Source organism: Micromonospora sp. BS32 (assembly GCF_059089345.1).
In genome coordinates this window covers 197,396-223,201 of the sequence record NZ_JBSSHR010000002.1, presented here as the reverse complement: position 1 = coordinate 223,201, position 25,806 = coordinate 197,396, and the positions used below count along the sequence as shown (strand labels likewise).

Annotated in this window: 24 protein-coding genes; 18 read left to right on the top strand and 6 right to left on the bottom strand. The window is 73.3% G+C overall.

Annotated elements, in window-relative coordinates:
* Positions 1 to 43: 43 nt before the first annotated feature.
* The 4 genes from AC5RWQ_RS03755 (at position 44) to purB (ending at position 6,642) form a co-directional block, all read left to right on the top strand.
* Positions 44 to 2,389 carry a hypothetical protein gene (locus AC5RWQ_RS03755; RefSeq protein WP_494281335.1) on the top strand — a complete coding sequence of 782 codons (2,346 nt, stop codon included), beginning with the start codon at positions 44 to 46 and terminating at the stop codon, positions 2,387 to 2,389.
* Positions 2,386 to 4,809: a hypothetical protein gene (locus tag AC5RWQ_RS03750; RefSeq protein ID WP_494281334.1), complete on the top strand. Its 2,424-nt coding sequence runs from the start codon at positions 2,386 to 2,388 to the stop codon at positions 4,807 to 4,809. Before AC5RWQ_RS03755 ends, AC5RWQ_RS03750 begins: the two co-directional genes overlap by 4 nt.
* A gap of 104 nt (positions 4,810 to 4,913) precedes the next feature.
* Complete coding sequence (locus tag AC5RWQ_RS03745; RefSeq protein WP_334486598.1) at positions 4,914 to 5,165, top strand: hypothetical protein; 252 nt, start codon at positions 4,914 to 4,916, stop codon at positions 5,163 to 5,165.
* A gap of 52 nt (positions 5,166 to 5,217) precedes the next feature.
* Entirely contained in the window at positions 5,218 to 6,642 is a 1,425-nt protein-coding gene (purB, locus tag AC5RWQ_RS03740; protein ID WP_494281333.1) for an adenylosuccinate lyase, read from the top strand.
* Positions 6,643 to 6,733: 91 nt separating this feature from the next.
* Here the strand turns inward: purB and AC5RWQ_RS03735 are convergent, their stop codons facing one another.
* On the bottom strand, positions 6,734 to 7,288 hold the full coding sequence (locus tag AC5RWQ_RS03735) for a YbjQ family protein (protein ID WP_494281332.1): 555 nt from the start codon (positions 7,286 to 7,288) through the stop codon (positions 6,734 to 6,736).
* A 328-nt stretch (positions 7,289 to 7,616) separates the two neighbouring features.
* Between AC5RWQ_RS03735 and purS the strand changes: the two genes are divergently transcribed.
* The 4 genes from purS to AC5RWQ_RS03715 all read left to right on the top strand — a co-directional run bounded on the left by purS (position 7,617) and on the right by AC5RWQ_RS03715 (position 12,210).
* Positions 7,617 to 7,880: a phosphoribosylformylglycinamidine synthase subunit PurS gene (purS, locus tag AC5RWQ_RS03730; RefSeq protein ID WP_088959474.1), complete on the top strand. Its 264-nt coding sequence runs from the start codon at positions 7,617 to 7,619 to the stop codon at positions 7,878 to 7,880.
* The gene (gene purQ, locus AC5RWQ_RS03725) at positions 7,877 to 8,560 is read left to right on the top strand and encodes a phosphoribosylformylglycinamidine synthase subunit PurQ (protein WP_494281331.1); all 684 of its coding nucleotides are present in this window, start codon (positions 7,877 to 7,879) and stop codon (positions 8,558 to 8,560) included. The genes purS and purQ overlap by 4 nt, the downstream gene beginning before the upstream one ends.
* A gap of 70 nt (positions 8,561 to 8,630) precedes the next feature.
* Positions 8,631 to 11,450: a phosphoribosylformylglycinamidine synthase subunit PurL gene (gene purL, locus AC5RWQ_RS03720; RefSeq protein ID WP_494281330.1), complete on the top strand. Its 2,820-nt coding sequence runs from the start codon at positions 8,631 to 8,633 to the stop codon at positions 11,448 to 11,450.
* A gap of 4 nt (positions 11,451 to 11,454) precedes the next feature.
* Positions 11,455 to 12,210 carry a 2-phosphosulfolactate phosphatase gene (locus AC5RWQ_RS03715; RefSeq protein WP_494281329.1) on the top strand — a complete coding sequence of 252 codons (756 nt, stop codon included), beginning with the start codon at positions 11,455 to 11,457 and terminating at the stop codon, positions 12,208 to 12,210.
* Positions 12,211 to 12,368: 158 nt separating this feature from the next.
* Here AC5RWQ_RS03715 and AC5RWQ_RS03710 read toward each other — a convergent pair whose 3' ends face one another.
* Positions 12,369 to 14,339: a carboxypeptidase-like regulatory domain-containing protein gene (locus AC5RWQ_RS03710; RefSeq protein ID WP_494281328.1), complete on the bottom strand. Its 1,971-nt coding sequence runs from the start codon at positions 14,337 to 14,339 to the stop codon at positions 12,369 to 12,371.
* Between the two features lie 149 nt (positions 14,340 to 14,488).
* Between AC5RWQ_RS03710 and AC5RWQ_RS03705 the strand changes: the two genes are divergently transcribed.
* From AC5RWQ_RS03705 to amcA, 5 genes are all read left to right on the top strand, one after another.
* Positions 14,489 to 14,869, top strand: coding sequence for a sterol carrier family protein (locus AC5RWQ_RS03705; RefSeq protein ID WP_494281327.1), 381 nt, complete (start codon positions 14,489 to 14,491; stop codon positions 14,867 to 14,869).
* A 143-nt stretch (positions 14,870 to 15,012) separates the two neighbouring features.
* Positions 15,013 to 16,539 (top strand): amidophosphoribosyltransferase, encoded by a 1,527-nt coding sequence (gene purF, locus AC5RWQ_RS03700; RefSeq protein ID WP_494281326.1) that lies wholly within the window; start codon positions 15,013 to 15,015, stop codon positions 16,537 to 16,539.
* Between the two features lie 60 nt (positions 16,540 to 16,599).
* A complete protein-coding gene (gene purM, locus AC5RWQ_RS03695; RefSeq protein ID WP_494281325.1) occupies positions 16,600 to 17,754 on the top strand; it encodes a phosphoribosylformylglycinamidine cyclo-ligase in 1,155 nt (384 codons plus the stop codon).
* Positions 17,755 to 17,884: 130 nt separating this feature from the next.
* Positions 17,885 to 18,988 (top strand): cyclophane-forming radical SAM peptide maturase AmcB, encoded by a 1,104-nt coding sequence (gene amcB / locus AC5RWQ_RS03690; protein ID WP_494281617.1) that lies wholly within the window; start codon positions 17,885 to 17,887, stop codon positions 18,986 to 18,988.
* Complete coding sequence (amcA, locus tag AC5RWQ_RS03685; RefSeq protein WP_334486569.1) at positions 18,957 to 19,193, top strand: multiple cyclophane-containing RiPP AmcA; 237 nt, start codon at positions 18,957 to 18,959, stop codon at positions 19,191 to 19,193. The genes amcB and amcA overlap by 32 nt, the downstream gene beginning before the upstream one ends.
* A 142-nt stretch (positions 19,194 to 19,335) precedes the next feature.
* On the opposite strand, the gene AC5RWQ_RS03680 is transcribed toward amcA, so the two are convergent.
* Together AC5RWQ_RS03680 and AC5RWQ_RS03675 are read right to left on the bottom strand one after the other, a co-directional pair.
* Positions 19,336 to 19,551: a DUF3073 domain-containing protein gene (locus AC5RWQ_RS03680; RefSeq protein ID WP_494281324.1), complete on the bottom strand. Its 216-nt coding sequence runs from the start codon at positions 19,549 to 19,551 to the stop codon at positions 19,336 to 19,338.
* Positions 19,552 to 19,824: 273 nt separating this feature from the next.
* Positions 19,825 to 20,907: a Glu/Leu/Phe/Val family dehydrogenase gene (locus tag AC5RWQ_RS03675; protein ID WP_494281323.1), complete on the bottom strand. Its 1,083-nt coding sequence runs from the start codon at positions 20,905 to 20,907 to the stop codon at positions 19,825 to 19,827.
* Between the two features lie 173 nt (positions 20,908 to 21,080).
* Here AC5RWQ_RS03675 and AC5RWQ_RS03670 point away from each other — a divergent pair, with 173 nt between their 5' ends.
* Together AC5RWQ_RS03670 and AC5RWQ_RS03665 are read left to right on the top strand one after the other, a co-directional pair.
* Positions 21,081 to 21,920: a DUF8083 family protein gene (locus AC5RWQ_RS03670; protein ID WP_494281322.1), complete on the top strand. Its 840-nt coding sequence runs from the start codon at positions 21,081 to 21,083 to the stop codon at positions 21,918 to 21,920.
* Between the two features lie 251 nt (positions 21,921 to 22,171).
* Positions 22,172 to 22,381, top strand: coding sequence for a BldC family transcriptional regulator (locus AC5RWQ_RS03665; RefSeq protein ID WP_007073996.1), 210 nt, complete (start codon positions 22,172 to 22,174; stop codon positions 22,379 to 22,381).
* 95 nt (positions 22,382 to 22,476) lie between these two features.
* Here the strand turns inward: AC5RWQ_RS03665 and AC5RWQ_RS03660 are convergent, their stop codons facing one another.
* Positions 22,477 to 22,857 carry a PPOX class F420-dependent oxidoreductase gene (locus AC5RWQ_RS03660; RefSeq protein ID WP_334486558.1) on the bottom strand — a complete coding sequence of 127 codons (381 nt, stop codon included), beginning with the start codon at positions 22,855 to 22,857 and terminating at the stop codon, positions 22,477 to 22,479.
* Between the two features lie 53 nt (positions 22,858 to 22,910).
* On the opposite strand from AC5RWQ_RS03660, the gene AC5RWQ_RS03655 reads away from it, so the two are divergent.
* Positions 22,911 to 23,690 carry a class I SAM-dependent methyltransferase gene (locus tag AC5RWQ_RS03655; protein WP_494281321.1) on the top strand — a complete coding sequence of 260 codons (780 nt, stop codon included), beginning with the start codon at positions 22,911 to 22,913 and terminating at the stop codon, positions 23,688 to 23,690.
* Between the two features lie 43 nt (positions 23,691 to 23,733).
* Here the strand turns inward: AC5RWQ_RS03655 and AC5RWQ_RS03650 are convergent, their stop codons facing one another.
* Positions 23,734 to 24,033 carry a hypothetical protein gene (locus AC5RWQ_RS03650; protein ID WP_494281320.1) on the bottom strand — a complete coding sequence of 100 codons (300 nt, stop codon included), beginning with the start codon at positions 24,031 to 24,033 and terminating at the stop codon, positions 23,734 to 23,736.
* A gap of 169 nt (positions 24,034 to 24,202) precedes the next feature.
* On the opposite strand from AC5RWQ_RS03650, the gene AC5RWQ_RS03645 reads away from it, so the two are divergent.
* Both AC5RWQ_RS03645 and AC5RWQ_RS03640 read left to right on the top strand, forming a co-directional pair.
* Positions 24,203 to 25,060 carry a 3-hydroxyacyl-CoA dehydrogenase family protein gene (locus AC5RWQ_RS03645; protein WP_494281319.1) on the top strand — a complete coding sequence of 286 codons (858 nt, stop codon included), beginning with the start codon at positions 24,203 to 24,205 and terminating at the stop codon, positions 25,058 to 25,060.
* Positions 25,057 to 25,800, top strand: coding sequence for an enoyl-CoA hydratase/isomerase family protein (locus tag AC5RWQ_RS03640; protein ID WP_334486550.1), 744 nt, complete (start codon positions 25,057 to 25,059; stop codon positions 25,798 to 25,800). The genes AC5RWQ_RS03645 and AC5RWQ_RS03640 overlap by 4 nt, the downstream gene beginning before the upstream one ends.
* Positions 25,801 to 25,806 lie beyond the last annotated feature (6 nt).

Here is a 25,806-nt window from a genome sequence, read left to right as displayed (position 1 = left end):
GATGCTGGAGCTGCACACAACGGAGGACGCGGCACCGTCCCCCGTGGACAGTGATGGAACTTCCGACCTGCCGGACGGCGTCGCGTCCGGCCCTGACGGAGCCGCCGCGCCGGAACCGACCCCGCCGCCGCGACGACGGCGGTTCCCCCGAATCGGCGGCTGGCTGCCGACCGCCCTGGTGCTCGCCGCCACTGCGGTCGTCCTGAACTGGTACGGCGTCTCCGGGAAGGACATCGCCCTCTTCGCCGGCTACACCGTCGGCTGCGCGGCCCTGCCCGGCACCCTGCTGTGGCGCGCCCTGCACGGGCGCTCCGGCACCCTCGCCGTCGACGTGGCGGCGGGCTTCGCCCTGGGGCTCGCCGTCGAGCTGGCGGTATACATCCCGGCCCGCGCCCTCGACGTGCCGCTGGCCGTGCTGGGCTGGCCGGCGCTCACGATCGTCGCGTTCCTCGCCGTGCCCCGACTGCGCCGGCACTGGCGGGGCGGACCCGAGCGGCTCCCCCTCGGGGTCAGCTGGGCGCTCGCCGGCTTCGCCCTGTTCATGCTGGCCCGCTCGGCGCTGTTCTTCCGGACCGAGGCGCTGGCCGGCCCGGCCTCCCTCACCCCCAACGTCGACCTGCCGTTCCAGATCGCGCTGGTCGGCGAGTTCAAGCACCACATGCGACCCACCGCGCCGTACGTGGCGACGGAGGCGCTCCAGTACCACTGGTACGCGCACGCGCACGCCGCCGCGTCGAGCTGGATCACCGGCATCGAACCGCAGGTGCTGATCCTGCGGCTCCTGGTACTGCCGATCGTCGCCGCGTTCCTGGTGCTGGTGGTGGGCGTGCTGCGGGCGATCAGCGGGCGGTGGTGGCCCGGCCCGGTGGCGCTGCTCCTGCTCTACCTCGGCACCGCGACCGTCCCGTACGCCTGGACCTCCGCGCCGGTCTTCGACGCCACGCTGCTCGACACGTTCTGGCTCAGCCCGACCCAGACCATGGCCGCGACGCTGGCCCTGGCCGTCCTGCTGGTGCTGGCCCGGCTGCTCCGCGAGGCCGCCGCCCCGGCCGGCGGCTGGGCCGCCCTGGTGCTGCTGGTCGGCGCCGTCGCCGGGGCCAAGGCCACCTTCGTGCCCGCCCTGGCCTGCGGGCTGCTCCTCGCGCTGGTCGGGCAGCTGGTCACCCGCCGGCGGCGGCTGCGCACGCTGTCCGCGCTCGCGATCGTGCTGGCCTGGTTCGCCTTCGCCCAGTACGTGCTCTTCAACGGCGGCAGCTACGGCACCGAGGTCGCCCCGCTGTCAGTGGTCAGGTGGAGCATGGTGGGCGGGCTCGTCCTCGGCGCGCCGATGCCGACCGAGCCCTGGTCCGCCCTCGGGACGCTCGCCCTGATCTCCCTGCTGGCCTGCGCCTTCGGCCTGGTCGGCATCGTCGGGCTGCTGCGCCGGCGTTGGCTCTCCGATCCGGCCGTACTGTTCATGGCAGGCTTCGCCGCGGCGGGGATCGGTGCGATGTACACGTTCGGCCATCCCGGGCTGAGCGAGATCTACTTCGGTCGGACGGCCCGCCCGTACCTGGCGATGCTGGCCGCGCTCGGGCTGGCCAGCCTGCTGTCCCGCGCAGCGGAGCTGCGCCGCGGCGCCCGGCTCGCCCTCGTCGGGCTGCTGGCGCTGGCCGCCGCGCTCGGGGTGTCGGCCGTGTTCGTGGTCCGGAACGGGGCGGGCCGGTACCGCCCGGCCGGCCTGCACCTGCTGGAGGGGGTGGTCGAGCCGTACCTCGCCCTGGTGGCGGTGCTGGTGGCGCTCGGGGTGGTGCTGCTCGTCCTCGCCCGGCTGGTTCGGCTCGCGCCGTCGGCCGGGGTGGCCGCGGTGGTGGTGCTCTTCGCCGCGACCTCCGCCGTCAGCGACTCGGGTCAGTTGCGGTACATGACGGAGCTGGTCTCGTCCGGTGCGCCGCTGCGGGACCTGACCGTGTCCGAGCCCAGCATCCCGGTGGGCGGCATCGAGGCGGCCCGCTGGCTACGGGAGCATTCCGACCCGGACGACCTGGTCGCCACCAACCGCCACTGCCGGTTCCCCGCCCGTCCGCTCTGCGACAACCGCGACTTCTGGCTGGCTGCGTACTCGGAGCGGCGGGTGCTGGTCGAGGGCTGGGCGTACGTCGAGCAGGCGCTGACCGACCGCACCATCTACGACCACCTCGGCGGCAGTCCGTACTGGGACCCGCAGCGGCTGAGCCACAACGACGCCGTCTTCACCGCGCCGACCGAGGTGAACGTCGCCGCGCTGGCCGAGAACCACCGAATCCGTTGGCTGGTCGCCGTGGAGCCGGGCGTCAATCCGGAGCTGGCCCGGTACGCGACCCCCCGGTTCGTCTCGTACGACGTCACCGTCTTCGAGATCCGCCGGTGACCGCCCCAGGCACCGCCGTGGAGGACCACGTGTCGGACCGGCCCGCCCCCAGCCGGGTCGGCCCGCTGCGCGTCGCGGCGTCCGCCCTGCCCTGGGTGATCGTCCTGGTCGCCGTCCTGTTCGCCTGGGACCGCGGCGACGTGCCGGTCGCCGACGCCTGGCGGTTCGCCGCGTACTGGGCGGTGGCGCTGGTGCTGCCCGGCACGCTGGTGCACCGGGCGCTGCGCGGCGGGCGGGGCAACCTGCCCGAGGACCTCGGCTACGGCGCGGCCACCGGCCTGCTGCTGGAGCTCGTCGCCTGGGCCGGCGCCGCCGCCACCGGTCAGCAGTCCCTGCTGCGCTGGTGGCCGGCGCCCGTGCTGCTCGCCTTCCTGGCCGTGCCGGGGCTGCGCCGGCACTGGCGGGTCGGCCCGCGCCGGCCGCTCCCGGTGGCCTGGAACTGGGCAATCTGCGTGGTGCTGCTGCTGGTGCTCGGCTGGGCGATGACGCAGTGGCGGCACGTCCCGCTGCCGCCGGCCACCTCCGCGTACTACCAGGACCTCTTCTACCACCTCAGCCTCGCGCAGGAGCTGACCCGGTCGATGCCGTTCCGGCTGCCGCACGTCGCCGGGGAGGCGCTGCGGTACCACTACCTCTCCGACGCCCACGTCGCCACGGGCAGCATGGTCACCGGCATTCCGCCCGCCGTGGTGCTGCTGCGGCTCTGGCTGGTGCCGGTGTCCGCCACGGCGGTCCTGCTCGTCGCCGGGCTGGCCCGCGACCTCAGCCGGACCGCCTGGGCCGGTCCGGTGGCGGCCGCCGGTGGCCTGCTCGGGCTGCCGGTGCTCCTCGGCTCGCCGGTCAGCACGCCGGGTAGTTCGCCGCTGTCGCTGGTCAGCATCTCGCAGACGTACGTGCTGGTGCCGATGCTGCTGCTCGCCGGCATCTGCCTCGACGTGGTCCGGGACCAGCGTCTCGGGCGGGCCTGGCCGCTGGTGCCGCTCCTCGGGCTGGCCTGTGCCGGGTCGAAGTCCAGCGCGCTGCCACCGGTGATCGCCGGCCTGGGGCTGGCCACGCTGGTCGGCTGGTGGGTGCGGCGCCGGGTGCCGTGGGCGGCGTTCGGGGCGCTGGCCTGCCTCGTGGCGGCGATGGGCGTCGGCTACGTCCTGTTCGCCGGCGGCGGGGCCTCGTCGCTGCGCCCGCAACTGTTCGGCGTGATCCGCTTCATGCTGCCGTACACCGAGACGCTCGGCGCCGGCGACCGGGCCGCCCCGGGCGGACTGCTGCCGCCCGGCCTCGCCGACGCCGGCCGGATCGGGTGGCTGCTCGGGTTCGCGCTGCTCGGCTGGTGGCTGCTGACCAACACGCCGCGGTGGGCCGGGTTGTCGCTGCTCGCCACCCGGGAGCACCGGGCGGATCCGGCCGGCTGGCTGCTCGCCGGCGCGGTGCTGGCGGGTGCCGGGGCCACCTGGGTCACCTACCACCCCACCGCCAGCCAGCTCTACTTCTGGCTCGGGGTGGTGCCGTTCGGTGCGCTGCTGGCCGCCGGCTGGTTGGTGGCGGCGCGCCAACCGTGGCCGGTGCCGGTGGTGAGCGCCCTGGCCGGCGCGGTGGTGACGCTGGCCGTGCCGTTCCTCGGCCGCCCCGAGCGGCAGCTGGCGGCCTGGAACGGGAAGCTGGCCGACTCGGTGGTCCGCTTCGCGGTGTTCGTGGCGCTGGCGGCGCTGCTCGGGGTCGGGGTCGCCGCGCTGGCCCGCCGGATCCGGCCGGTCGGCGCGGGCGCGCCCCGGATCGGCGAGGAGCCCACCGCCGTGGCCGCGGAAGCGGCGCCGAGCGGTGCGCCGGCCGGCGAGCGGGCCACCGGTCGCCGGCGGTGGGTGGGGGCCGCGCTGGTGGGCGTGACCGCCGCGCTGCTCGGCGGGAGCGTGGCCGCCGGCGTGGACGGCACGGTGAATCTGCTGTCCCGGCCCGCCGGGCCGGTGTATCCCTCGCGGTTCGCCCTCACCGCGGACGAGGCGCGGGCGGCGCTCTGGTTGGACGCGCACGCCGGGACCGACGACGTGGTGGCCACCAACGTGCACTGCCAGCCGGTGGCGACTGTCCCGCACTGCGACGCGCGGGCGTTCTGGGTGACCGGTCTCGGTGGCCGTCGGGCCGTAATGGAGAGCTGGGGCTACACGGACGCCGCGCTGGCCGCGCAGGGCCGCTACGGGCTCGGGTACGTCCGGCAGGACCCGCCCGACCCCGCGCTGCTCGCGTTCAACGACGGCGTCTTCACCGCACCCACTCCGGTCGACCTGGACCGGATGGCGCGGGAGTACGACGTCCGCTGGCTCTTCGCCGACTCCCGGGCCGGCGCGGTCTCCCCGGAGCTGGCCCGGCTGGCCCGGGTCCGGCTGGTCGCCGGCCCGGTGACGATCTACGAGCTGAACCGCCCCTGACCGACCAGGTCCACCTTCGGTGGGCAACAAGCACAAAAGCTCACATTCACGTTCCGACCTCCCGACGATGAAGGCACTGATCGTCCTTTATCGGGAGGTGGGGAGTGGACCGGCACCAGGTGCGCAACGCCCTGCTGACGACGGGACTGTCGCCGGACGCCTTCGAGATCGAGGGCGTGCACGAGCACGTGCCGGTCCCTGCCGACTTCTGGTTCCTGCGGGGGTCGGCGGGGGGACGGTGGGAGATCGGCGCCTACGAGCGCGGCACGTACGACGTGCGGCAGGTCTTCGACACCGAGGAGGAGGCGTGCGCCGGGCTGTGGCGCGCGCTCACCGGGCGTCCCGCGCCCGCCTGACCGGCGGCGGGCGGGTCCAGGCCGGACCGGGCCGTAGGAGAGAATGAGGTACGTGACGACGATCCCGAACGTGCTCGCCAACCGTTACGCCTCGCCCGAGCTGGTCGCCCTCTGGTCACCCGAGGAGAAGGTACGGATGGAGCGGCGGCTCTGGCTCGCCGTCCTGAAGGCCCAGCGCGACCTGGGCGTGGCCGTTCCCGACGGGGTGGTCGAGGCGTACGAGCGGGTGGTCGACGACGTCGACCTGGCCTCGATCGCGGAGCGCGAGCGGGTCACCCGGCACGACGTGAAGGCCCGGATCGAGGAGTTCAGCGCACTCGCCGGGCATGAGCACGTGCACAAGGGGATGACCTCCCGGGACCTCACCGAGAACGTCGAGCAGCTCCAGGTGCGCGCCTCGCTGGAGCTGATCCGGGACCGGGTGGTCGCCACCCTGGCCCGGCTCGCCCGGCACGCCCACGAGTACTCCGGCCTGGTGATGACCGGCCGGTCGCACAACGTCGCCGCGCAGGCGACCACGCTGGGCAAGCGCTTCGCGTCGGCGGCCGAGGAGCTGCTGATCGCGTACGAGCGGCTGGACGACCTGATCGGCCGGTACCCGCTGCGCGGCATCAAGGGGCCGGTGGGCACCGCCGCCGACCAGCTCGACCTCTTCGACGGCGACGCCGACAAGGTGGCCGAGCTGGAGCGCCGGGTGGCCGGGCACCTCGGCTTCGCCCGAGTGCTGGACAGCGTCGGGCAGGTCTACCCGCGGTCGCTCGACTTCGACGTGCTCTCCGCGCTGGCCCAGGTGGCCGCGGGGCCGTCCTCGCTGGCCACGACGATCCGGCTGATGGTCGGCCAGGAGCTGGTGACCGAGGGCTTCAAGCCGGGGCAGGTCGGTTCGAGCGCCATGCCGCACAAGATGAACACCCGTTCCAGCGAGCGGGTGAACGGCTTCGCGGTGATCATCCGGGGTTACCTGTCGATGGTCGGCGAGTTGGCCGGTGACCAGTGGAACGAGGGGGACGTCTCCTGCTCGGTGGTCCGCCGGGTGGCGCTGCCGGACGCGTTCTTCGCCGCCGACGGGCTCTTCCAGACCTTCCTCACCGTGCTGGACGAGTTCGGGCCGTACCCGGCGGTGATCAACCGGGAGCTGGAGCGCTTCCTGCCGTTCCTGGCCACCACGAAGATCCTGGTCGCGGCGGTCCGACGGGGGGTGGGCCGGGAGGTCGCGCACGAGGTGATCAAGGAGCACGCGGTCGCGGTGGCGCTCGCCATGCGCGAGAAGGGCGCTCCCGAGAACGACCTCTTCGACCGCCTGGCGGCGGACGGCCGGCTCGGTCTGTCCCGCGCCGAGATCGACGCCCTGGTCGCCGACCGCGCCGCCTTCACCGGCGCCGCCACCACCCAGATCGACCGCATCACCACCCGCATCGCCGACATCCTGGCCGCCCACCCCCAAGCCACCACCTACACCCCACCCCCCATCCTCTGACCCCGGCCCTCTCGCCGTTGATCAAGAAGTTTGCGCACGCGGGAACGCTCCACGAGGGCGCAAACTTCTTGATCAACAAGGTTTGGCCGGGTCAGGAGTCGCGGGTGGGGGTGTCGGCGGACGAGGAGAGGTTGGGGGCGCTCGCCGGCTCGGCGATGCCGCCGGGGGCCTCGGTGAAGCTGGGCTCGTGGGCCGTTTCCGCGGCGACCAGGGGCTGATCGTGGGGCATCACGTCGGGGGTCTTCTGCACCACGATCACCGCGGTCCCGTAGGCGCAGATCTCCATCCACATCTCGCCGCAGTCGCGGCTGTCGAACCGCATCCCCACCACGGCGTTCGCGCCGAGCCGGAGCGCCTCCTCACCCAGGCGGGCCACCGAGTCGGTACGCCAGCGGGTCAGGTTGTCCGGCGCCATCGGGTCGTACGCGCCGCCGCGCAGGTTCTTGACCCCCTCGCGGTAGGGGTTCCGCGTCCGCGCCATCGACGACACCACTTCGCCGAGGATCTGGCGGATCTCGTAGCCAGGCAGTTGATCCGTCGTCACGACCAGCACGGTTCCGATGCTGTCAGTAGCCGGGCGGCTCGTTCGCGAGCCGTGTTCACCTGATCGGATGCTGCAAAACGGCGCGGCGCGGACGGGCGGCACGGGAACGGGTCGATCGGCCCGGGTCGCGCCGTACTGTCGGACACCGGCCAGCAGGGTTGACCGAACCGTTATGAGCCCACAACCACCCCGGACGTCGCCGAGCCGCCGCGAGGTAACAATTTGATCGCCATGGTCGGCGGAAAATGCCTGCTCAGGGCGGGTTTGGTCGAGCTGGGAGCGGGTGCGGCGACGGACGGCAGCCGGTTATGTCGATCACTGCCTGGACTGCCCCCGACCGGTGCGTCCGGGGCGGAATCTGCCAGGTACGCTGGCTGCGCTCGCCCGTAGTGGGCCGGCACCCAACTGCGTACACAGTCAGGAGTGCCCAGTGCCTCGCGTCGTCGTCGACGTCATGCTCAAGCCCGAGATCCTCGATCCTCAGGGCCAGGCCGTCGCAAACGCGCTGCCGCGGCTCGGCGTCAGTGACGTCGCCTCCGTCCGGATCGGCAGGCGGATCGAGATCGAGTTCACCGGTGAACCGGACCTGGACCGGGCCCGGGAGATCGCCGACAAGCTGCTCGCCAACCCGGTCATCGAGGACTTCACCGTCCGGGTCGTCGAGGCCGACGAGACCGTGGACGCGCACCCGTGACCGCGCGCGTCGGTGTGGTGACCTTCCCCGGCTCGCTCGACGACGGCGACGCGGCCCGCGCCGTCCGGATCGCCGGCGCCGACCCGGTCCGGCTCTGGCACGGTGACCCGGACCTGCACGGAGTGGACGGCGTCGTCCTCCCCGGCGGCTTCTCCTACGGCGACTACCTGCGCTGCGGCGCCATCGCCCGGTTCGCGCCGGTGATGGAGACGATCGTGGACGCGGCGCGCGGCGGCCTGCCGGTGCTCGGCATCTGCAACGGCTTCCAGATCCTCTGCGAGGCGCACCTGCTCCCCGGCGCGCTCACCCGCAACCAGCACCTGCACTTCCGCAACCGGGACCAGGTCCTGCGCGTCGAGTCCGTCGGCACCGCCTGGACGAACGCGTTCCAGGCCGGGCAGGAGATCCTCATCCCGGTGAAGAACGGTGAGGGCTGCTACGTCGCGGACACCGCGACCCTGGACGAGCTGGAGGCCGAGGGGCGGGTCGTGGCCCGCTACGTCGGCGGCAACCCCAACGGCTCGCAGCGTGACATCGCCGCGATCACCAATTCCGCCGGCAACGTGGTCGGCATCATGCCCCACCCCGAGCACGCGGTCGAGGCGCTCACCGGCCCCTCCCTGGACGGTCTCGGCTTCTTCACCTCGGTGCTCAAGCACCTGGTGGGGACGCCGGCGTGACGGTGCGCGGCGGGAACATCGGTCTGCTCCACCGCCCGGCGGGCGGCGACGAGCGCAGCGAGGAGAGGTCATGACCACCCATCAGGACCCGGCCGTACGGGAGACACCGGGCCCCTACCCGGGCGCCCCGGCCGCCGTGGCACCGCAGGGCGGCCCGGCCGACGCGGGCCGGCACTCCGGCCTGGCGCCGGCCGCCGACTGGACCGCCGGTGTGGACACCGTGCAGCGGGCCGTCGACAGCCCGGAGGAACTCCAGCCGTACGCGGAGCTGGGCCTCCGTGACGACGAGTACGACCGGATCCGGCACATCCTCGGCCGCCGCCCCACCCAGGCCGAGCTGGCCATGTACTCGATCATGTGGAGCGAGCACTGCTCCTACAAGTCGAGCAAGGTGCACCTGCGCCAGTTCGGCGAGAAGGCCCCGCCGAGCGACCGGCTGCTCGCCGGCATCGGGGAGAACGCCGGCGTGGTCCGCGTCTCCGACGAGCTGGCGGTGACCTTCAAGGTCGAGTCGCACAACCACCCGAGCTTCGTCGAGCCGTACCAGGGCGCGGCGACCGGCGTCGGCGGCATCGTCCGGGACATCCTCGCCATGGGCGCCCGCCCGATCGCGGTGATGGACCCGCTGCGCTTCGGCGCCGCCGACCACCCCGACACCGCCCGGGTGCTGCCCGGCGTGGTCGCCGGCGTCGGCGGCTACGGCAACTGCCTCGGCCTGCCCAACATCGGTGGCGAGCTGGTCTTCGACCCCTGCTACCAGGGCAACCCGCTGCTCAACGCGCTCTGCCTCGGCGTACTCCCGGTCGACCGGCTGCAGAAGAAGGACGCCACCGGCCCCGGCAACGTGGTGGTGCTGCTCGGCGCGAAGACCGGCCGGGACGGTATCGGCGGCGTGTCGGTGCTGGCCAGCGCCACCTTCGACGAGGGCAGCGAGCAGCGCCGCCCGTCGGTGCAGGTGGGCGACCCGTTCACCGAGAAGCTGCTGATCGAGGCCTGCCTCGAGCTGTACGACGCCGAGCTGGTCGTCGGCATCCAGGACCTCGGCGGCGCGGGCCTGACCTGCGCGCTGACCGAGACCGCCGCGTCCGCGGGCACCGGCATGCGGGTCTGGCTGGAGCGGGTTCCGCTGCGCGAGCCCTCGATGGAGCCGCACGAGATCCTGGCCAGCGAGTCCCAGGAGCGGATGCTGCTGGTCGTCACGCCGGAGAAGCTGGAGGCGGTGCTCAAGACCGCCGAGAAGTGGGGCGTGCTCGCCACCGCGATCGGCGAGGTCACCGCGCCGTCGGCCGACGGCCAGCCGGGCCGGCTGCTGGTGACCTGGCGTGACCACGTGGTGGTCGACGTGCCGCCGGGCTCGCTGGTCGACGACGGCCCGGTCTACGCCCGCCCGATGCGCGAGCCGGCCGACCTGATCCTGCTCCAGGCCGACCGGGCCGAGACGCTGCCCCGGCCGACCAACCCGGAGGCGCTGCGGGAGACCGTGCTCCGCATGATCGCGTCGCCGAACCTGGCCGACAAGACCTGGGTCACCGAGCAGTACGACCGGTACGTGCTGGGCAACACCGTGCTGGCCCAGCCGGAGGACTCCGGCGTGATCCGGATCGACGAGCGGACCGGCCTGGGCGTCGCCCTCTCCGTCGACGGCAACGGCCGGTACGCCCGCCTCGACCCGTACAACGGGACGAAGCTGGCGCTGGCCGAGGCGTACCGGAACGTGGCGGTGACCGGCGCGAAGCCGATCGCCGTGACCAACTGCCTCAACTTCGGCTCGCCCGAGGACCCGGGCGTGATGTGGCAGTTCGCCGAGGCCGTCCGCGGTCTGGCGGACGGCTGCCTGGAGCTGGGCATCCCGGTCACGGGCGGCAACGTCAGCTTCTACAACCAGACCGGCGCGGCGGCGATCCACCCCACCCCGGTGGTCGGTGTGCTGGGCGTGCTGGACGACGTGGCCGACCGGGTGCCGATGGGCTTCGTGCCGCGCGCCGGCGGCGAACACGACCAGATCTTCCTGCTGGGCGACACGCACGTGGAGCTCTCCGGCTCCGAGTGGGCGTGGGTCGCCCACGAGCACCTCGGCGGCATGCCGCCGCAGGTCGACCTGGGCCGGGAGCGGCAGCTGGCCGAGCTGATGGCCGAGGCGGCCCGGGTCGGTCACCTGAGCTCCGCGCACGACCTCTCCGATGGTGGTCTCGCCCAGAGCCTGGTCGAGTCCTGCCTGCGACGCCGGGTCGGCGCCCGGATCGGGGTGCCGGAGCGGTTCGCCGACGGCTCGTTGCCGTTCGTCTTCCTGTTCAGCGAGTCGGCCGGCCGGGTGCTGGTGTCGGTGCAGCGCGGGCACGAGAAGGCGTTCACCGCCCTCTGCGCCGAGCGGGGCGTGCCGTGGGAGCTGATCGGTATGACCGATCCGGCCAGTGCCGCGCTGGAGGTGCACGGCCAGTTCCGGATCGGGCTGGACGAGCTGCACGCCGCGCACAGCGCGACTCTGCCCCGACTCTTCGGTGGGCCCGAGGCCGCCAAGGTTGAGATCGAGGCGACCCGGACCGGTACCACCACCGTCGCGCCGGCCACCGCCGCGCGCCCGGTGGACGTGCCGACCACCGGGCCGGCCGAGGCCGCCGACGCGCCGGTCGCCGAGGCGGTCACGGTCGTGCCGCCCGCCGCGGGCGTACCGGTCGAGGAGACCGACCCGGCCACGACCGGCCCGGCGGCGGAGACCGCGACGGACGCCGTGCCGGCGGCCGACGAGGCCACCGGTGCCGCAGCCGGGGTGCCGGCCGCCGAGCAGGAGCCGACCACGGAGGGCAGTGCCGATGTTACGGCTCCCGATGCGCCGGCGGCCGAGACCGTTTCCGGCGACGACGAGCAGTCCTCCGCGCCCGATAAGCGCTGAGGCGTTGGCCGCGGCCGTTCACGCCCAGCCCGGCTCCGGCGCCCGGTTCGACTGGGGGCTGACCGGGGCGGCCGAGCTCGGCCGGGTCTGCGCCGTGCTGGTGGTGGTGGACGTGCTCTCGTTCACCACCGCCGTGGAGGTCGGGGTCGGCCGCGGCATGCGGGTCCACCCGTTCCCCTGGGGCGAGCAGGCGGCCGAGTACGCCGTGCGGGTCGGCGCGGTCGCCGCGGTGGGCCGCCGGCAGGTGACGCCGGACCATCCGTGGTCACTCTCACCGGCGGCGCTGACCACCGCGCCGGTCGTCGCGGACCTGGTGCTGCCGTCGCCGAACGGCTCGGCCATCAGCGCCGCCGCCAGCGCCACCGGCCTGCCGGTGGTCGCGGCCTGCCTGCGCAACGGCCGCGCCGTCGGGCGCTGGCTGCGCCGCCAGGGGTACGGCACCAGGGACGCCCCGGTGGGCGTGGTCGCCGCCGGTGAACGCTGGCCGGACGGCACCCTGCGCCCGTCGGTGGAGGACCAGCTCGGCGCGGCCAGCGTGCTGGACGCCATCTCCGGGGTGCCCGGTGGGCTGTCGGTGGAGGCGGCGATGGCCCTCGCCGCGTTGGCGAGCACCCCGGATGTGCCGGCAGCGGTACGGGGCTGCGTCTCCGGCCGCGAGCTGATCGAGGGCGGCTTCGCCGGGGATGTCGAGGTCGCCGTCCGGATCGGCGTCTCCGACGTGGTACCCGTCCTGCGTCAGGGTGTCTTCTCCGCCGCATGACCGTTCCCGCGCCACCGCCACCGCCCCCGCGGCGCGCTGTCGCGTCGCCCCGCCCACGGAAAGCCGGTCGGGCGGCACCGTCACACGATGAAGGGCCGCCCGGATGTCCGGGCGGCCCTTCGCCGTCGCGTTGCCGTCGGGGCGCGGCCCCGGGTGGGTCAGTCGTCCAGCCAGTCCAACCGGCGACCGCCGCGCTCCTGCGGGGCGGCGTCGGGCCGGGTCCGCCCCGTCGGGGCCTGGTCGCCGTAGTAGCCGCCACCCTGCTGCTGGTCGTAGCTGTGGTTGTCGTAGCCGCCGCTGCGTGGCTGCGGCGGCTCCTGACCGTAGCCGGCCGGCTGGTCGTACCCGGCCTGCTGGCCGTAGCCGCCGGGCTGGTCGTACCCGCCCGGCTGGCCTCCGTAGCCGCCGCCGCGCTGGTCGTACCCGCCGTCGTAGCCCTGCTGCGGGCCGGCGTCGTAGCCACCCTGGCCGGCGCCGTAGCCGTTGCCGCCGGCGTAGCCACCGGTCGGCTCCTGGGACCGGCCGTAGCCGCCCTGCTCCGGCTGGCCGTAACCGTTCGCCGGCTCCGGCTGGTAGGTGCTGGTCGGGTACGGGTCGGCCGGCGCGGTGTACGACTGCGCCGCGTCGCCGGTGTACCGGCCGGTCGGCTCGTCGTACCGCTGCTCGCCGTAGCCGCCGCCCTGGTCCTGCTGCGGGTAGCCACCCTGGCCGGCGCCGTAGCCGCCGCCGGAGGCAGGGGCGCCGCCGTAGGCGCCGGCCGCGCCGGCCGCACCCGCCGCGCCGTAGCCGCCGCCCGAGGACGGGGCACCACCGTAGCCGCCACCCGAGGAGGGCGCGTTGCCGTAGCTCGCCTGCTGGCCGTAGCCGCCCTGGACGGGGGGCTCGTCGCCGTACCCGTTGCCGGCCCAGCCGCCCGCGGCCGCGCCCGCGCCGTACGCCTGGGGCGGAGCCGCGTACGGGTCCGGCGGGACGTCGTCGACGATCGGACGGTGCATCATGGTCGGCGCGTCGCTCAGCGCGGCGCCGCCGACCATCGTCGGGTCGGCTCCGGCGCCGGCCCGGTTGACGACCCGGGTGTGGTCGTCGGCGCCCCGGTACCCACCCCGGGCGCCGGGCACCGCCGACGCTGCGGCGGCACCGGCCGGGCCGTCCGCGTCGTCGTCATCGGCGTTGCGACGGCGCATCCAGAGCAGCACGATGGTGCCCACTCCGGCGGCCACCAGCAGGCCACCGAGCAGGATGATCAGGAACGAGCCGACGCCGCCGCCCTCGTCGTTCGAAGCGGCCTCCCCCGCTGCCGGGGCCGCCTCGGTGGCCTGGTCGTCGGTGGCCTCCTCGGTCGCCTCTCCGGCGGGCGCGGTGGCCTCCTCGGTGGCCTGCGGCGTCGCGGTCGGGCTGACCTCCACCTTGATCGCCAGGCTGATCCGCTGGCCGGTCAGGCTCTGCCCGGCGCTCGCGCTGATCGACTTGGTGGCGACGATGGCGTCCTTGCTGGCACCCAGGGAGAGCCGGCCCGGTGTGATCGGATTGTCGGTGGAGCCGGTGAAGCGGAAGTTGCCGTTGTCGTCGCTGGTCGTCTGGAACTGGTGCTGCGCCGAGTCGACCAGCATCACCACGGCGTTGGGGACGGCCTCGCCGTTGGCCGCGATGGTCACCTTGCCGGAGACCGACTTGACCGTCTGGACCTGCGGCGGCTGCGTCGTCGGCGGCGGCGGCTTGGGCTTCACGGCGACCTGGAAGTTGGCCGTGGCGGGGGCGGACTGGTCCGGCTTGACCTGGACGGTGACGGAGGTGTTCGCCTCCCCCGCGTTGTCGTTCGCCTTGAGCGTGAGCAGGACGGTCTTCGGCGAGCCGGGCGGGCCGTTGAACGGGAAGTTCCCGCAGCCGTTCGCGCAGGACACGCCGGACGGAAGGCCGGTCAGGCCGAGCTCGCCGCTCTTGTCCTCCGGGCTGGGCAGGATGGTCACGCTGACGGTGGCGTCACTGCCGGCGTTGACCGTCACCGAGCCGGGCTGCACGGTCGCGGTGGCCGCGAGGGCCGGTGCCGCGGGGGCGGTGAGCAGGGCGCCGGCAGCCAGCACTGCGACCACACCCGCCCGCTGCTTCCAGGCATGTCGGTGCGTTGACACGTCCACCGCCTTCCGGTCTGACCTCCCCGGCCAGGGCCGGGGATCATCACGGTACGAATACGCCGTCGGCAACTATGCCTTGTCTGACCGGATCAGCGCGACCCAGGGCCAGCGTGGCAGGCGCTGCGGGCGAGTCGTATCGTCCCGTCGTGTCCTCTCCGTACATTAAGTCCGCCGCGGTCGCGGCGGCGCTCACGGCGCTCGACGAGGGGCGTACGCCCGATCGGCCGGTGTACCGGGAGGCGGTCCGTACCCTTCTGACCGCCCTCGCGGAGCGCGCCCCCGGCCGATCGGTGGAGGTGCGTGTCCCACCTTACGGTGCAGTTCAGTGCGTTCCGGGTCCCCGACACACCCGGGGCACCCCGCCGAACGTGGTGGAGATGCCGCCGGCGGTCTGGCTGGCCCTGGCCACCGGACGGCTCTCCTGGGCGGATGCGGTGACGGACGGTCGCGTACGGGTGAGTGGAAACCGGGCGGACCTCTCCGAGCACCTGCCCCTCGAGCTGGAACGGGGCGACCCCGCTCCGTGACGCCATGGAGCCGAATCGTGACTATCTGTATCGACGGCCATTCGCGTACACTGTCAGGCGACGACAGTGGTCTCGGCCGAGGAGTGCGGATCAGTGCCTGCTGACCCGCCCGGCCAGTCCAGACCAGCATGAGGGAGCGGCAGGTGCCCCGAGGCGACGGCCGGCTGAGCCACGACCTTGATCCCCAGCGACCCGGCCCCCAGGACGCCTGTGGCGTCTTCGGTGTCTGGGCCCCCGGCGAAGAGGTCGCGAACCTCACCTACTTCGGCCTCTACGCGCTGCAGCACCGCGGTCAGGAGGCGGCCGGCATCGCGGTGAGCGACGGCTCGGGCGTGGTGGTCTACAAGGATCTCGGCCTGGTGGCCCAGGTCTTCGACGAGCCGACCCTGGCGAGCCTGCGTGGCCACCTGGCCATCGGGCACGCGCGCTACTCCACCACCGGCGGCTCGACCTGGGAGAACGCCCAGCCGACCATCCGTTCCACCAGCTCCGGCACCACCATCGCGCTGGCCCACAACGGCAACCTGGTCAACACGGCCGAGCTCCAGAAGGAGGTCGCCGAGCGGGGGCTGATCGCCGACGGCGCCACCAACGACACCTCGCTGGTGACGATGCTGCTGGCCAGCCGCCCCGACCTGTCCGTGGAGGCCGCCGCGCTGGAGGTGCTGCCGCAGCTGCGCGGCGCGTTCAGCTTCGTCTTCATGGACGAGTCGACCCTCTACGCCGCCCGTGACCCGCACGGCGTCCGCCCGCTGGTCCTCGGTCGCCTGGAGCGCGGCTGGGTGGTGGCCAGCGAGACGGCCGCCCTGGACATCGTCGGCGCCAGCGTGGTCCGCGAGGTCGAGCCGGGCGAGCTGATCGCGATCGACGAGGACGGCCTGCGCTCCAGCCGGTTCGCCGCGCCGGAGCCGAAGGGCTGCCTCTTCGAGTACGTCTACATCGCCCGCCCGGACGCCACCATCGCCGGCCGCAACGTGCACGCGGCGCGGGTGCAGATCGGCCGCCAGCTGGCCAAGGAGCACCCGGTCGAGGCGGATCTGGTGATCCCGGTGCCGGAGTCGGGCACCCCGGCGGCGATCGGCTACGCGGAGGCCTCCGGCATCACCTACGGCGCCGGGCTGATGAAGAACCCGTACGTCGGGCGCACCTTCATCCAGCCCTCGCAGACGCTGCGCCAGCTCGGCATCCGGCTCAAGCTCAACCCGCTGCGGGAGAACGTGCGGGGCAAGCGGCTGGTCGTGGTGGACGACTCGATCGTGCGCGGCAACACCCAGCGGGCCATCGTGCGGATGCTCCGCGAGGCCGGCGCGCTGGAGGTGCACGTCCGGATCTCCTCACCGCCGGTCAACTGGCCGTGCTTCTACGGCATCGACTTCGCCACCCGGGCCGAGCTGCTGGCCAACGGGTTGGACAACGAGGGGATCCGGCGGTCGATCGGCGCCGACACCCTCGGCTACGTGTCGCTGCCCGGCCTCATCGCCGCGACCGAGCAGCCCAAGACGCGGCTCTGCCGGGCCTGTTTCGACGGGGAGTACCCGATCGAGCTGCCGGCCGGGAACCTGATCGGCAAGCACGTGCTCGAAGGAGTGGGGCGGCGCGTCGCCGGCACCTCGGAGCACATCGCCCCACCGCTCGTCGCCGCTCCGGGCGGCGCGACCGTCCACCCGTAGCACCACCGGGGTCGTCCGGTCACCACCGGCACGGCACCGAGAACCACAAAGGGGAGAACCGTGACGCACGTGTCCGAGCGCAGCGGCGCAGGAAGCAGCCCGACCGGCGCTGGTGGCGACCGCCAGCCCTGGACGGCCGGCGCCGGCCGCGCGACGCGCAAACGCTCGGTCTCGTACGCCGACGCCGGGGTGTCGATCGACGCGGGCGACCGCGCGGTCGAGCTGCTGAAGTCCAAGGTGAAGCAGACCCGGCGCCCGGAGGTCATGGGTGACCTGGGTGGCTTCGCCGGCCTGTTCCGGCTGGACACGAAGAAGTACAAGAACCCGATCCTCGCCTCCTCCACCGACGGCGTGGGCACCAAGCTGGTGATCGCCCAGCAGATGGACATCCACGACACGGTCGGCATCGACCTGGTCGCGATGGTCGTCGACGACCTGGTGGCCTGCGGCGCCGAGCCGCTCTTCCTGCTCGACTACATCGCCACCGGCGAGGTCGTGCCGGACAAGGTCGCCGAGATCGGCGCCGGTATCGCCGACGGCTGCCGGTACGCCGGCTGCGCGCTGCTCGGCGGCGAGACCGCCGAGCACCCGGGCGTGCTGCGCCCGGACGAGTACGACATCTCCGCCACCGGCGTCGGCGTGGTCGAGGAGAGCGACATCCTCAACCCGGAGCGGGTCGAGGTGGGCGACGTGGTGATCGCCATGCGCTCGTCCGGCCTGCACTCCAACGGCTACTCCCTGGTCCGGCACGTGCTGCTGGGCGCCGGTCGGATGCGGCTGGACGTGGTGATCGAGGACTTCGGCCGGCAGCGCACCCTCGGCGAGGAGCTGCTCACCCCGACCAAGATCTACGCGCAGGACTGCCTCAAGCTGATCGCCGAGGCCGAGGTGCGCTCGATCGCCCACGTCACCGGCGGCGGCATCCCCGGCAACCTGGTCCGGGTGCTCCCCGAGCACGTCGACGCGGTGGTCAACCGGTCCACCTGGAAGCCGCAGCCGATCTTCGACCTGATCCAGTCCAAGGGGCGGATCGAGGACCCGGAGATGGAGGCGACCTTCAACATGGGCGTCGGCATGTTCGCGATCGTCTCGGCCGAGGACGCCGACCGCGCGCTGGCCACCCTGGCCGGCCGGGGCGTCGACGCCTGGCAGGCCGGCGAGATCATCGAGGGCACCGGCAACGTGCAGATGATCGGTCAGCACACCCGGGGATGATCACTCTCCGCTGATCAGCCGGGCACCTGATCGGGGGTTCACCCGAGTGGCCATCGCCGCCTAGCCTGAAGGGCACTTCAGGCACGGGGGAGGAGGGCCGATGGCTGCTCGGGCACCGGGCGTGACCGGGATGCGGGGCATCGGCACGCTCCCGTCGTACGTGGTGATGCAGCCGACGACCCTCTGCAACCTGGACTGCGCGTACTGCTATCTCCCGCACCGGGCCCTCGACCGGCGGATGCCGGTGGCGGTGGCCGAGGCGGTCGCCGCCGCGGTGAACCCGTGGGCGGAACGGTCGCGCTTCTCGGTGGTGTGGCACGGCGGGGAGCCGCTCGCGGCCGGCCGGGAGCACCTGGCCGCGCTGATCGCCCCGTTCGGGCCGGCGGTGGAGCACCACGTGCAGACCAACGCCACGCTGATCGACGACGCCTGGTGCGCGTTCTTCACTGAGCACCAGGTGCGGGTGAGCGTGAGCGTGGACGGCCCCCGGGAGCGCAACGGCGAGCGGGTGACCCGGGCCGGCCGGCCGGCGTACGACCGGATCCTGCGCGGCGTCGCGGCGCTGCGCCGGCACGGGCTGCCCTTCTCCGCCCTGGCCGTGGTGAGCCGTCCGGGCCCGGGGCTGGCCACCGAGCTGTACGACTACTTCCTCGACCTCGGCTGCGACGTGCTGGGCGTCAACGTCGAGGAGACCGAGGGGGTGAACACCCGGGGCAACGCGCACGACGCGGCGGCGGTGACCGCGTTCTGGGCGGAACTGGTCGGAGCCTGGCGGAAGGCGCCCCGGATCCACCTGCGCGAGGTGGAGTGGTCGCTGCGCTACGCGGCGGCGGTGCTGGACGGTACGACGGACGACCTGCTGCCCCGACGGCTCGACCCGATCCCCACCGTCGCCCAGGACGGCTCGGTGGTCGTGCTCTCCCCGGAGCTGGCCGGCTTCACCGACCCCCGGTACGGCGACTTCAGCAGCGGCAACGTGCTGTCGACCCCGTTGGGGGAGATCCTGGCCGGCGCGCCGGACACGCCCTGGGTGGCGGAGTTCCTCACCGGGGTCGAGGCGTGCCGGTCGTCCTGTCCCTACTTCGGCTTCTGCGGTGGCGGCCACGCGGCGAACCGCTACTTCGAGCAGGGGCGGTTCGACGGTACGGAGACCGACCACTGCCGCAACAGCAAGATCCGCCTATTGGAGGGAGTGTTGGAGCATGCCCGAGACCACCAGTCACCGGCAGCCTGAGCGTGTCGGGGGAGGTGTCGTGGAACCGGTCGCCGATCGGGTCCGGGACGCCGCCGCAGGGCTCACCGCACTGCTCCACGAGGCCGAGGCCGCGCGCCGGTCCCGGGCGGAGGTGTCGGGCTCCGACGGCGCCAGCGCGGTCTGCGCCTGGAACCACTTCGAGAACATCCCGACGTTCTACAACTGGAACAACCGCCCGCGCTGACACACCGAGATCAGGGACCCTGCCGGTCTGCCGGAGCGTATCCGGCACGGTGGGTCCCTGATCGTCGGTCTGTGGCGCCGCTCAGGTTGGGCACATGCGTGAGCACGCGGGGAGTTGCCGCGTGCTCAGATGCGACCGGAGGTCAGCGGGTCGGAGGAGCCCAGGGATCCGGCTCGTCGTCCGCGTGATCCTCATCATCGTCGTCGACATACTCTTTGTAGTCGTCGTCGAAGTGCTGCTCAGACTTACCAGCACCCGCCAGTTCGCGCTGCAAGGCGGTGAGGTCGGTGTTCGGGGAGTGGTACTTCAACTCCCGCGCCACCTTCGTCTGCTTGGCCTTAGCACGGCCGCGCCCCATGGCTCGACCCCCTCGCACAGAATGCGGGGCAGCCCGAAGGCGGGCCCCGATGACGTCAGGCATCTCTCGTGGCTCTTACGGTACATGGGGATGCCGCCGTTCGGCACCTCGGGTTACCGTAAGCCGGCCCTGCGCGTCGCAGTCATCCGGTCGTCACCGAGTGTACCGGGTAAGGGGCGGGCGGCGGAGCGGCCGTGACACCAGACAAACCCCCCCGAGAGGGGACAAACGGCGACCCCGGGGCGCGGGCGGACCCACGCCCCGAGGCGCGGGTCACCGCAGGTGGATCGTGCGCAGCCGGCCCACGTCGGCCATCCGCCGCTCGGCCAGCCGGTCTGCCGCCACCGCCGGCGGCACGCCCTCGTCGTCGGCGAGCCGGAGGATCTCCCGGGTGGTGTCGTAGATCTTCGTGGCGCGCAGCTTGGCCCGGTCGAAGTTGAAGCCCTCGATCTCGTCCGCGACCTGGATCACGCCGCCGGCGTTCACCACGTAGTCGGGGGCGTAGAGGACGCCCCGGTCGGCCAGGAGCTTCTCGATGCCGGGGTGGGCGAGCTGGTTGTTGGCCGCGCCGGCGACCACCTTGGCGCGCAGCGCCGGCACCGTGTCGTCGTTGAGCGCGCCGCCCAGCGCGCACGGGGCGTACACGTCGATGTCGGCGGCGACCAGCGCGGAGGCGTCGTCGACCAGGTCGACCTGCGGGTGGTTGGCGCGCACCCAGTCCAGGGCCTTCGGGTTGACGTCGGTCGCCACCACCTCGGCGCCGTCCTCGAGCAGGTGCGCGGTCAGGTGCTTGCCGACCTTGCCCAGGCCGGCCACGCCGACCCGCCGGCCGTTCAGCGTCGGCGCGCCCCAGACGTGCTCGGCCGCGGCCCGCATGCCCTGGTAGACGCCCCATGCGGTGAGGACGGAGGAATCGCCGGCGCCGCCGTGCTCCACGCTACGGCCGGTGACGTAGCGGGTCTCCCGGGCGATCACGTCCATGTCGGCGACGTAGGTGCCGACGTCGCAGGCGGTGTAGTAGCGCCCGGCCAGCGACTCCACGAAGCGGCCGTACGCGCGCAGCAGCGCCTCGCTCTTGACCTGCTCCGGGTCACCCCAGATGACCGCCTTGCCGCCGCCCAGGTCCAGCCCCGCCAGGGCGTTCTTGTACGCCATGCCGCGGGACAGGTCGAGCACGTCCGCCAGTGCCGCCTCCTCGCTGGCGTACGGGTAGAACCGGGTGCCGCCGAGCGCGGGGCCCAGCGCCGTCGAGTAGATGCCGATGATCGCCTTCAGGCCGGACTGCTTGTCCTGGCAGAAGACGACCTGTTCGTGACCGGTGGATCCCGGGTCGTCGGTGCTCGCGAATACGCCCATGGCTTGCTCCTGTGTCGGTGTGCGCCCTTGTGGGACGCGGACCTCGTGGACGCCGGCGGGATGCTGCCGGTCCTGCTGAGCCTAATATCGGCCGGCGCCGCACTGTCGCCGACGTCACGCGTGACCGCGGACGGTGGAGGCGTGCCGGCCCGGTTTCATGGGAGGATCGCGCGGTGCCGTCGCTCTTCGCTTCTTACCTGCGCGTGTACGAGCCGCTGACCGCCTTCGACCGGGAGCGCCAGTCGTACTGGCGGCGGTATGTCCGTGAGGGGCGGGCGGTCGCCCCGTTGGAGGGGCCCGGCCGGCAGCGCACCGTGGTGATCGAGGCGCTGGGCGCCGGCTGGACCCGGCTGCCCGACCTGCCCGACGAGGCGTACGTCCTGGAGGCCGACGACACGCTGCTGGTCTGCCCGTGGAACCTGCGGATCCGGGTCGCCGAGGCGGCGCTGAGCGCGCGCGACGGGGTGCCGTCGGTTCTGGCCGACGCGTTCGTCCCGCCGATCCTGGCCGGGCAGGCCAAGGCGGTGGTGGAGGACTGGCGCAGCGGCGCCCGGGTGCTGGAGCACGGGGTGCCGCGCCTGCACGAGCAGATCGCCACGTGGGGTGTGCCGCTGCGCTGGTTCGTGCTCTTCGAGTCGGGCGAGCGCGAGCTGGTCACCGACCCGGCACGGCGGGCGCTGCGCTACCGCACCGAGATCTCCAAGGCCCGCCGACGTGCCTCCCGCGCGCTGTCGGTGCTGCGCAAGTCCGTCGGTGAGGCGCCGATCACCGAGGCGGTGGAGGAGGCCGCCCGCTGGTTGGAGGAGTTCCACCCGCGTTCGGTGGTGGAACTCGACTACGGCGGCCTGGTGCAGCTCCTCGCCGACGAGACCCTCGCGGCGGACGACTCGACGGAGCTGGTGGCGACCGGCCTGGCCGGGCTCTCCCGGGGCGAGGCGGAGGAGGCGTCGGCGGCGTACGACCGGCTGGTGGCCCGGTGGCGCGCGGTGCAGCTGCTGGAGCGGTGCAACTGACCACGAACCACCCATTTACGGTGTCGGATATGAGGCAACCTCGTGGTTGGCGCATCACGAAGCGTGATCATGAGTCCGAATAAGGTACTTTCTGGCGTGTGAAAGTCAGATAAATCGGGCATGGTTCATCCGTCCGTCTAGGGACCTTCGGCCGTTCGGCCCATGTCGGACATCGGGGACTAGCCGGACCATGGGAGACGCGTCGGCCGGCGGGACCCCGGCCGATGTCTATACATGTGGAGGAGTGACCGATGGCATCGCGAACGCACGAACCGGAGCCGCTACTCACGCCGGCCGAGGTGGCGTCGATGTTCCGTGTCGACCCGAAGACGGTGACCCGGTGGGCCAAGGCGGGGAAGCTCAGCGCGATCCGGACCCTGGGTGGCCACCGTCGGTACCGCGAGTCGGAGGTACGGGCACTGCTCCAGGGGCAGATCCCGCAGCAGCGCCAGGGGGACTGACCTCCCGGCAACCAGGACGTTCCGGTCTCAGGGGCGGGCGGACGGCGCGACAGCGCCGATCCACCGCCCCTGAACCATGTCCGGGGTCGGGTGGCTCACTCCTGGAGGCTCACCCGGATCCCGATCGTGCCCCGCTCGCCCCGGCGCAGCCGGCTGCCGAGCAGGCTGAGCCGGCCCAGCAGCCGGTACTTCCGCTTGATCAGGTCGCGGACCCGGCGGCTCTCCTCCGGGCCGGTGAGCACCGCATGCCCCGGCACCGCCCCGCCGTGCGGGCGTCCCCGCACGTCGCACGGCGCCACCGTCACCGCGCCGTCGCGCCGGATCCGCTTGACCTTCCCGGAGTCGGCGGCAGTCCAGACCGCCAGCGTGTCGCCGTCGCGGACCGCCCACACCGGGGTGGGCACCGCGCGACCGTCCTTGCGGAACGTCGTCAGCAGGACGTACTTCTCCGCCGCCAGGCGGTCCAGCTCCGTCACGCCGCCAGGATACGGCCGCGACAGCCCAGCTGGCCGGCAAGTAGCGTGGCGTGGTGACCGGGGAACCCAGGATCGGCGACGTCTTCGGCGAGATGCTGCGCGACGCGTACGCGGTGCACACCGGGATCGGTCCCCGGCCGCTGGTCGGCGGACGGCTGCCCCGGCCGGTCATCGAGATCATCGAGCGTGACGACGGGCTGATCAACGGCGCTCCCGCCGCGCACTACCTGGACGGGCCGCAGGACTGGCAGCCGTACGACCACCGGGCCGTCGACCGGGCCCGCGGCGAGACGCTCGACATCGGCGTCGGCGGCGGGCGGATCGCGCTGGTGCTCCAGGAACGCGGGGTCCCGGTCACCGGGCTGGACACCTCGCTCGGCGCGCTGCGGGTCTGCCGGCACCGGGGCGTCCGGCAGCTCGTCCACGCCACGGTCGACGAGCACGTCGCCGCCGGCCGCCGGTACGACACGTTCCTGCTGCTCGGCAACAACCTCGGGCTGATCGAGGGGCGGGAACGGGCACCAGCCTTCCTCGCCGCGCTGGCCGCGATGGCCCGCCCCGGCGCGCAGGTCATCGCCCACGGCACGGACCCGTACGGCACGACTGACCCGGTGCACACCGGTTACCACGAGCTGAACCGGCGGCGCGGCCGCTTCGGCGGTCAGCTCCGGCTCCGGCTGCGCTACCGGGAGCTGGGCACCGACTGGTTCGACTACCTGGTCTGCTCGGCCGAGGAACTGGCCGAACTGGTCCCGGGCACCGGCTGGCGACTGACCGACGTGGACGACCGCGACGCCCCGTACTATCTGGCCACCCTGCGGCTGGCGGGCTGAGCCGCCGGTGGGGCCCCCGGCCAACCGGAGGCCCCGGCGCGGCCTAGACCTGGACGGTCGGGGGGAGCTGCTCCGGCGGCAGGCCGCCGTCACCGTCGACCACCTCGTCCGGGGTGCCGTCCTCGTCGATGTCGACCATGGTGATGTCCACCTTGCCGTCACCGTCGGTGTCGAACTGGAACAGGTCGGCCTTGCCGTCGCCGTCGGTGTCCACCACCCACACGTCGGTCTTCCCGTCGTTGTTGGTGTCCGCGCGGAGCAGGTCGACGCGCTCGTCGCCCCGCGTCTCCACGGTCTCGCCGGCCGTCTGAGTGCTCTCGACGCTCTCCGGTGCCTGGCTCATGTCGACTGGTCCTTCCCTCGGTGTTGACCGCCGTCTGTACCCGACCGGGCGCTCCCCCACGCATGCCGCCCGGCGCGGTGCTGCATAGGGTCGCACCCATGAGCGAGCGAAGCGAGCGGTGCGACGCGACGGAGACCCCGTGCGCCGCCGCACGCAGCGAGGGAGCGTCATGAGTGGTCGTTTTGTCGTCGTCGGGGCCGGCACGATGGGCCTCGGCATCGCGTACGTGGCGGCCGGCGCGGGCCATGCCGTCGACCTGGTCGAGGTGGACCCGGGTCGGGCGCAGGCCGCCGCCACCCGCCTCGGGGAGCTGTGGGACCGGGCGGTGGCGCGCGGAAAGCTCGACGCCGCGCAGGCGGACGCGAACCGCGCCCGGCTGACCCTGCGCGGGGCCCTGGACGAGGTCGCCCCGGAGCCGGATGTGGTGGTCGAGGCGGTGCCCGAGCGGCCCGACCTGAAGCGGACGGTGCTGCGCGCCGCCGAGCGGCTGCGGCCGGCGCTGCTGGGCAGCAACACCTCCAGCATCCCGATCGCCGAGCTGGCCGACGGGCTCGACCGGCCGGACCGCTTCCTCGGGCTGCACTTCTTCAACCCGGTCTGGGCGATGGCCCTGCTGGAGGTCGTGGTCGGCCCGGCCACCGCGGCGGAGACCACCGCGGCGGCCGTCGCGCTCGCCGGCCGGCTGGGCAAGGACCCCGTCGTCGTACGCGACATGCCCGGCTTCGCCACCTCCCGGCTCGGCGTCACCCTCGGCCTGGAGGCGATCCGGATGGTTGCCGACGGGGTGGCCAGCGCGGGCGACATCGACAAGGCGATGGTGCTCGGCTACCGGCACCCGGTCGGCCCGCTGGAGCTCACCGACCTGGTCGGCCTGGACGTCCGGCTCGACATCGCCCGGACCCTGCGGGCCGCGTACGGGGACCGCTTCGCGCCGCCGCCGCTGCTCGAGGAGATGGTCGCCGCCGGGAAGCTGGGCAAGAAGTCCGGCCAGGGCTTCTACCGCTGGGAAGGCGGTGAGAAGCGATGAGCGGGCTGCGGATCGAGGAACTGCCGGACCGGCTGGTGGTGACGCTGGACCGCCCGGAGAAGCGCAACGCCATCGACGCCGACCTGATCGGCGAGCTGCACGCCGTCTGCGCGGACCTGGAGGCACGCCCCCGGCTGCTGCTGCTCACCGGCGGCGCCGAGGGCATCTTCGCCGGCGGCGCCGACATCGCCCAGCTGCGCGAACGCGGTCGGCTGGACGCCCTCGCCGCGATCAACCAGGCGGCCTTCGCCCGGATCCGGGCGTTGCCCATGCCGACCGTCGCCGCCGTCGACGGCCCGGCGCTCGGCGGCGGCGCCGAGCTGGCGTACGCCTGCGACCTGCGGGTCTGCACGGCCCGGGCGGTCTTCGGCCAGCCCGAGGTGCGACTGGGCATCCTGGCCGGTGCGGGCGCGACGTACCGGCTGCCGGCGCTGATCGGTGAGGCCCGGGCCAAGGAACTGCTCTTCACCGGCCGCCGGGTCGACGCCGACGAGGCGCTGCGGATCGGCCTGGTCAACCGGGTGGTGGACGAGCCGGCCGAGCTCCTGCCCACTGCGCACGGCCTGCTCGACGAGATGGCCAAGGGCTCGGCGCTGGCGCTGCGACTGACCAAGCTGGCGGTGGACGCGCCGGCCGCCGCCCACCCGCACCTCGACCTGGTCAGCCAGGCGGTGCTCTTCGAGGACGAGGAGAAGCGTCGGCGGATGACCGACTTCCTGGAGCGGCGGCGCCCGCGCTGAACCGCC

Bases quoted from the DNA above. Each gene is read 5' to 3' on its own strand.
- purL (WP_494281330.1), top strand. From the start codon at position 8,631: ATGACCACCCATCAGGACCCGGCCGTACGGGAGACACCGGGCCCCTAC.
- amcB (WP_494281617.1), top strand. From the start codon at position 17,885: ATGCGGGGCATCGGCACGCTCCCGTCGTACGTGGTGATGCAGCCGACG.
- amcA (WP_334486569.1), top strand. From the start codon at position 18,957: ATGCCCGAGACCACCAGTCACCGGCAGCCTGAGCGTGTCGGGGGAGGT.
- AC5RWQ_RS03680 (WP_494281324.1), bottom strand. From the start codon at position 19,551: ATGGGGCGCGGCCGTGCTAAGGCCAAGCAGACGAAGGTGGCGCGGGAG.
- AC5RWQ_RS03675 (WP_494281323.1), bottom strand. From the start codon at position 20,907: ATGGGCGTATTCGCGAGCACCGACGACCCGGGATCCACCGGTCACGAA.
- AC5RWQ_RS03665 (WP_007073996.1), top strand. From the start codon at position 22,172: ATGGCATCGCGAACGCACGAACCGGAGCCGCTACTCACGCCGGCCGAG.
- AC5RWQ_RS03650 (WP_494281320.1), bottom strand. From the start codon at position 24,033: ATGAGCCAGGCACCGGAGAGCGTCGAGAGCACTCAGACGGCCGGCGAG.
- AC5RWQ_RS03645 (WP_494281319.1), top strand. From the start codon at position 24,203: ATGAGTGGTCGTTTTGTCGTCGTCGGGGCCGGCACGATGGGCCTCGGC.
- AC5RWQ_RS03640 (WP_334486550.1), top strand. From the start codon at position 25,057: ATGAGCGGGCTGCGGATCGAGGAACTGCCGGACCGGCTGGTGGTGACG.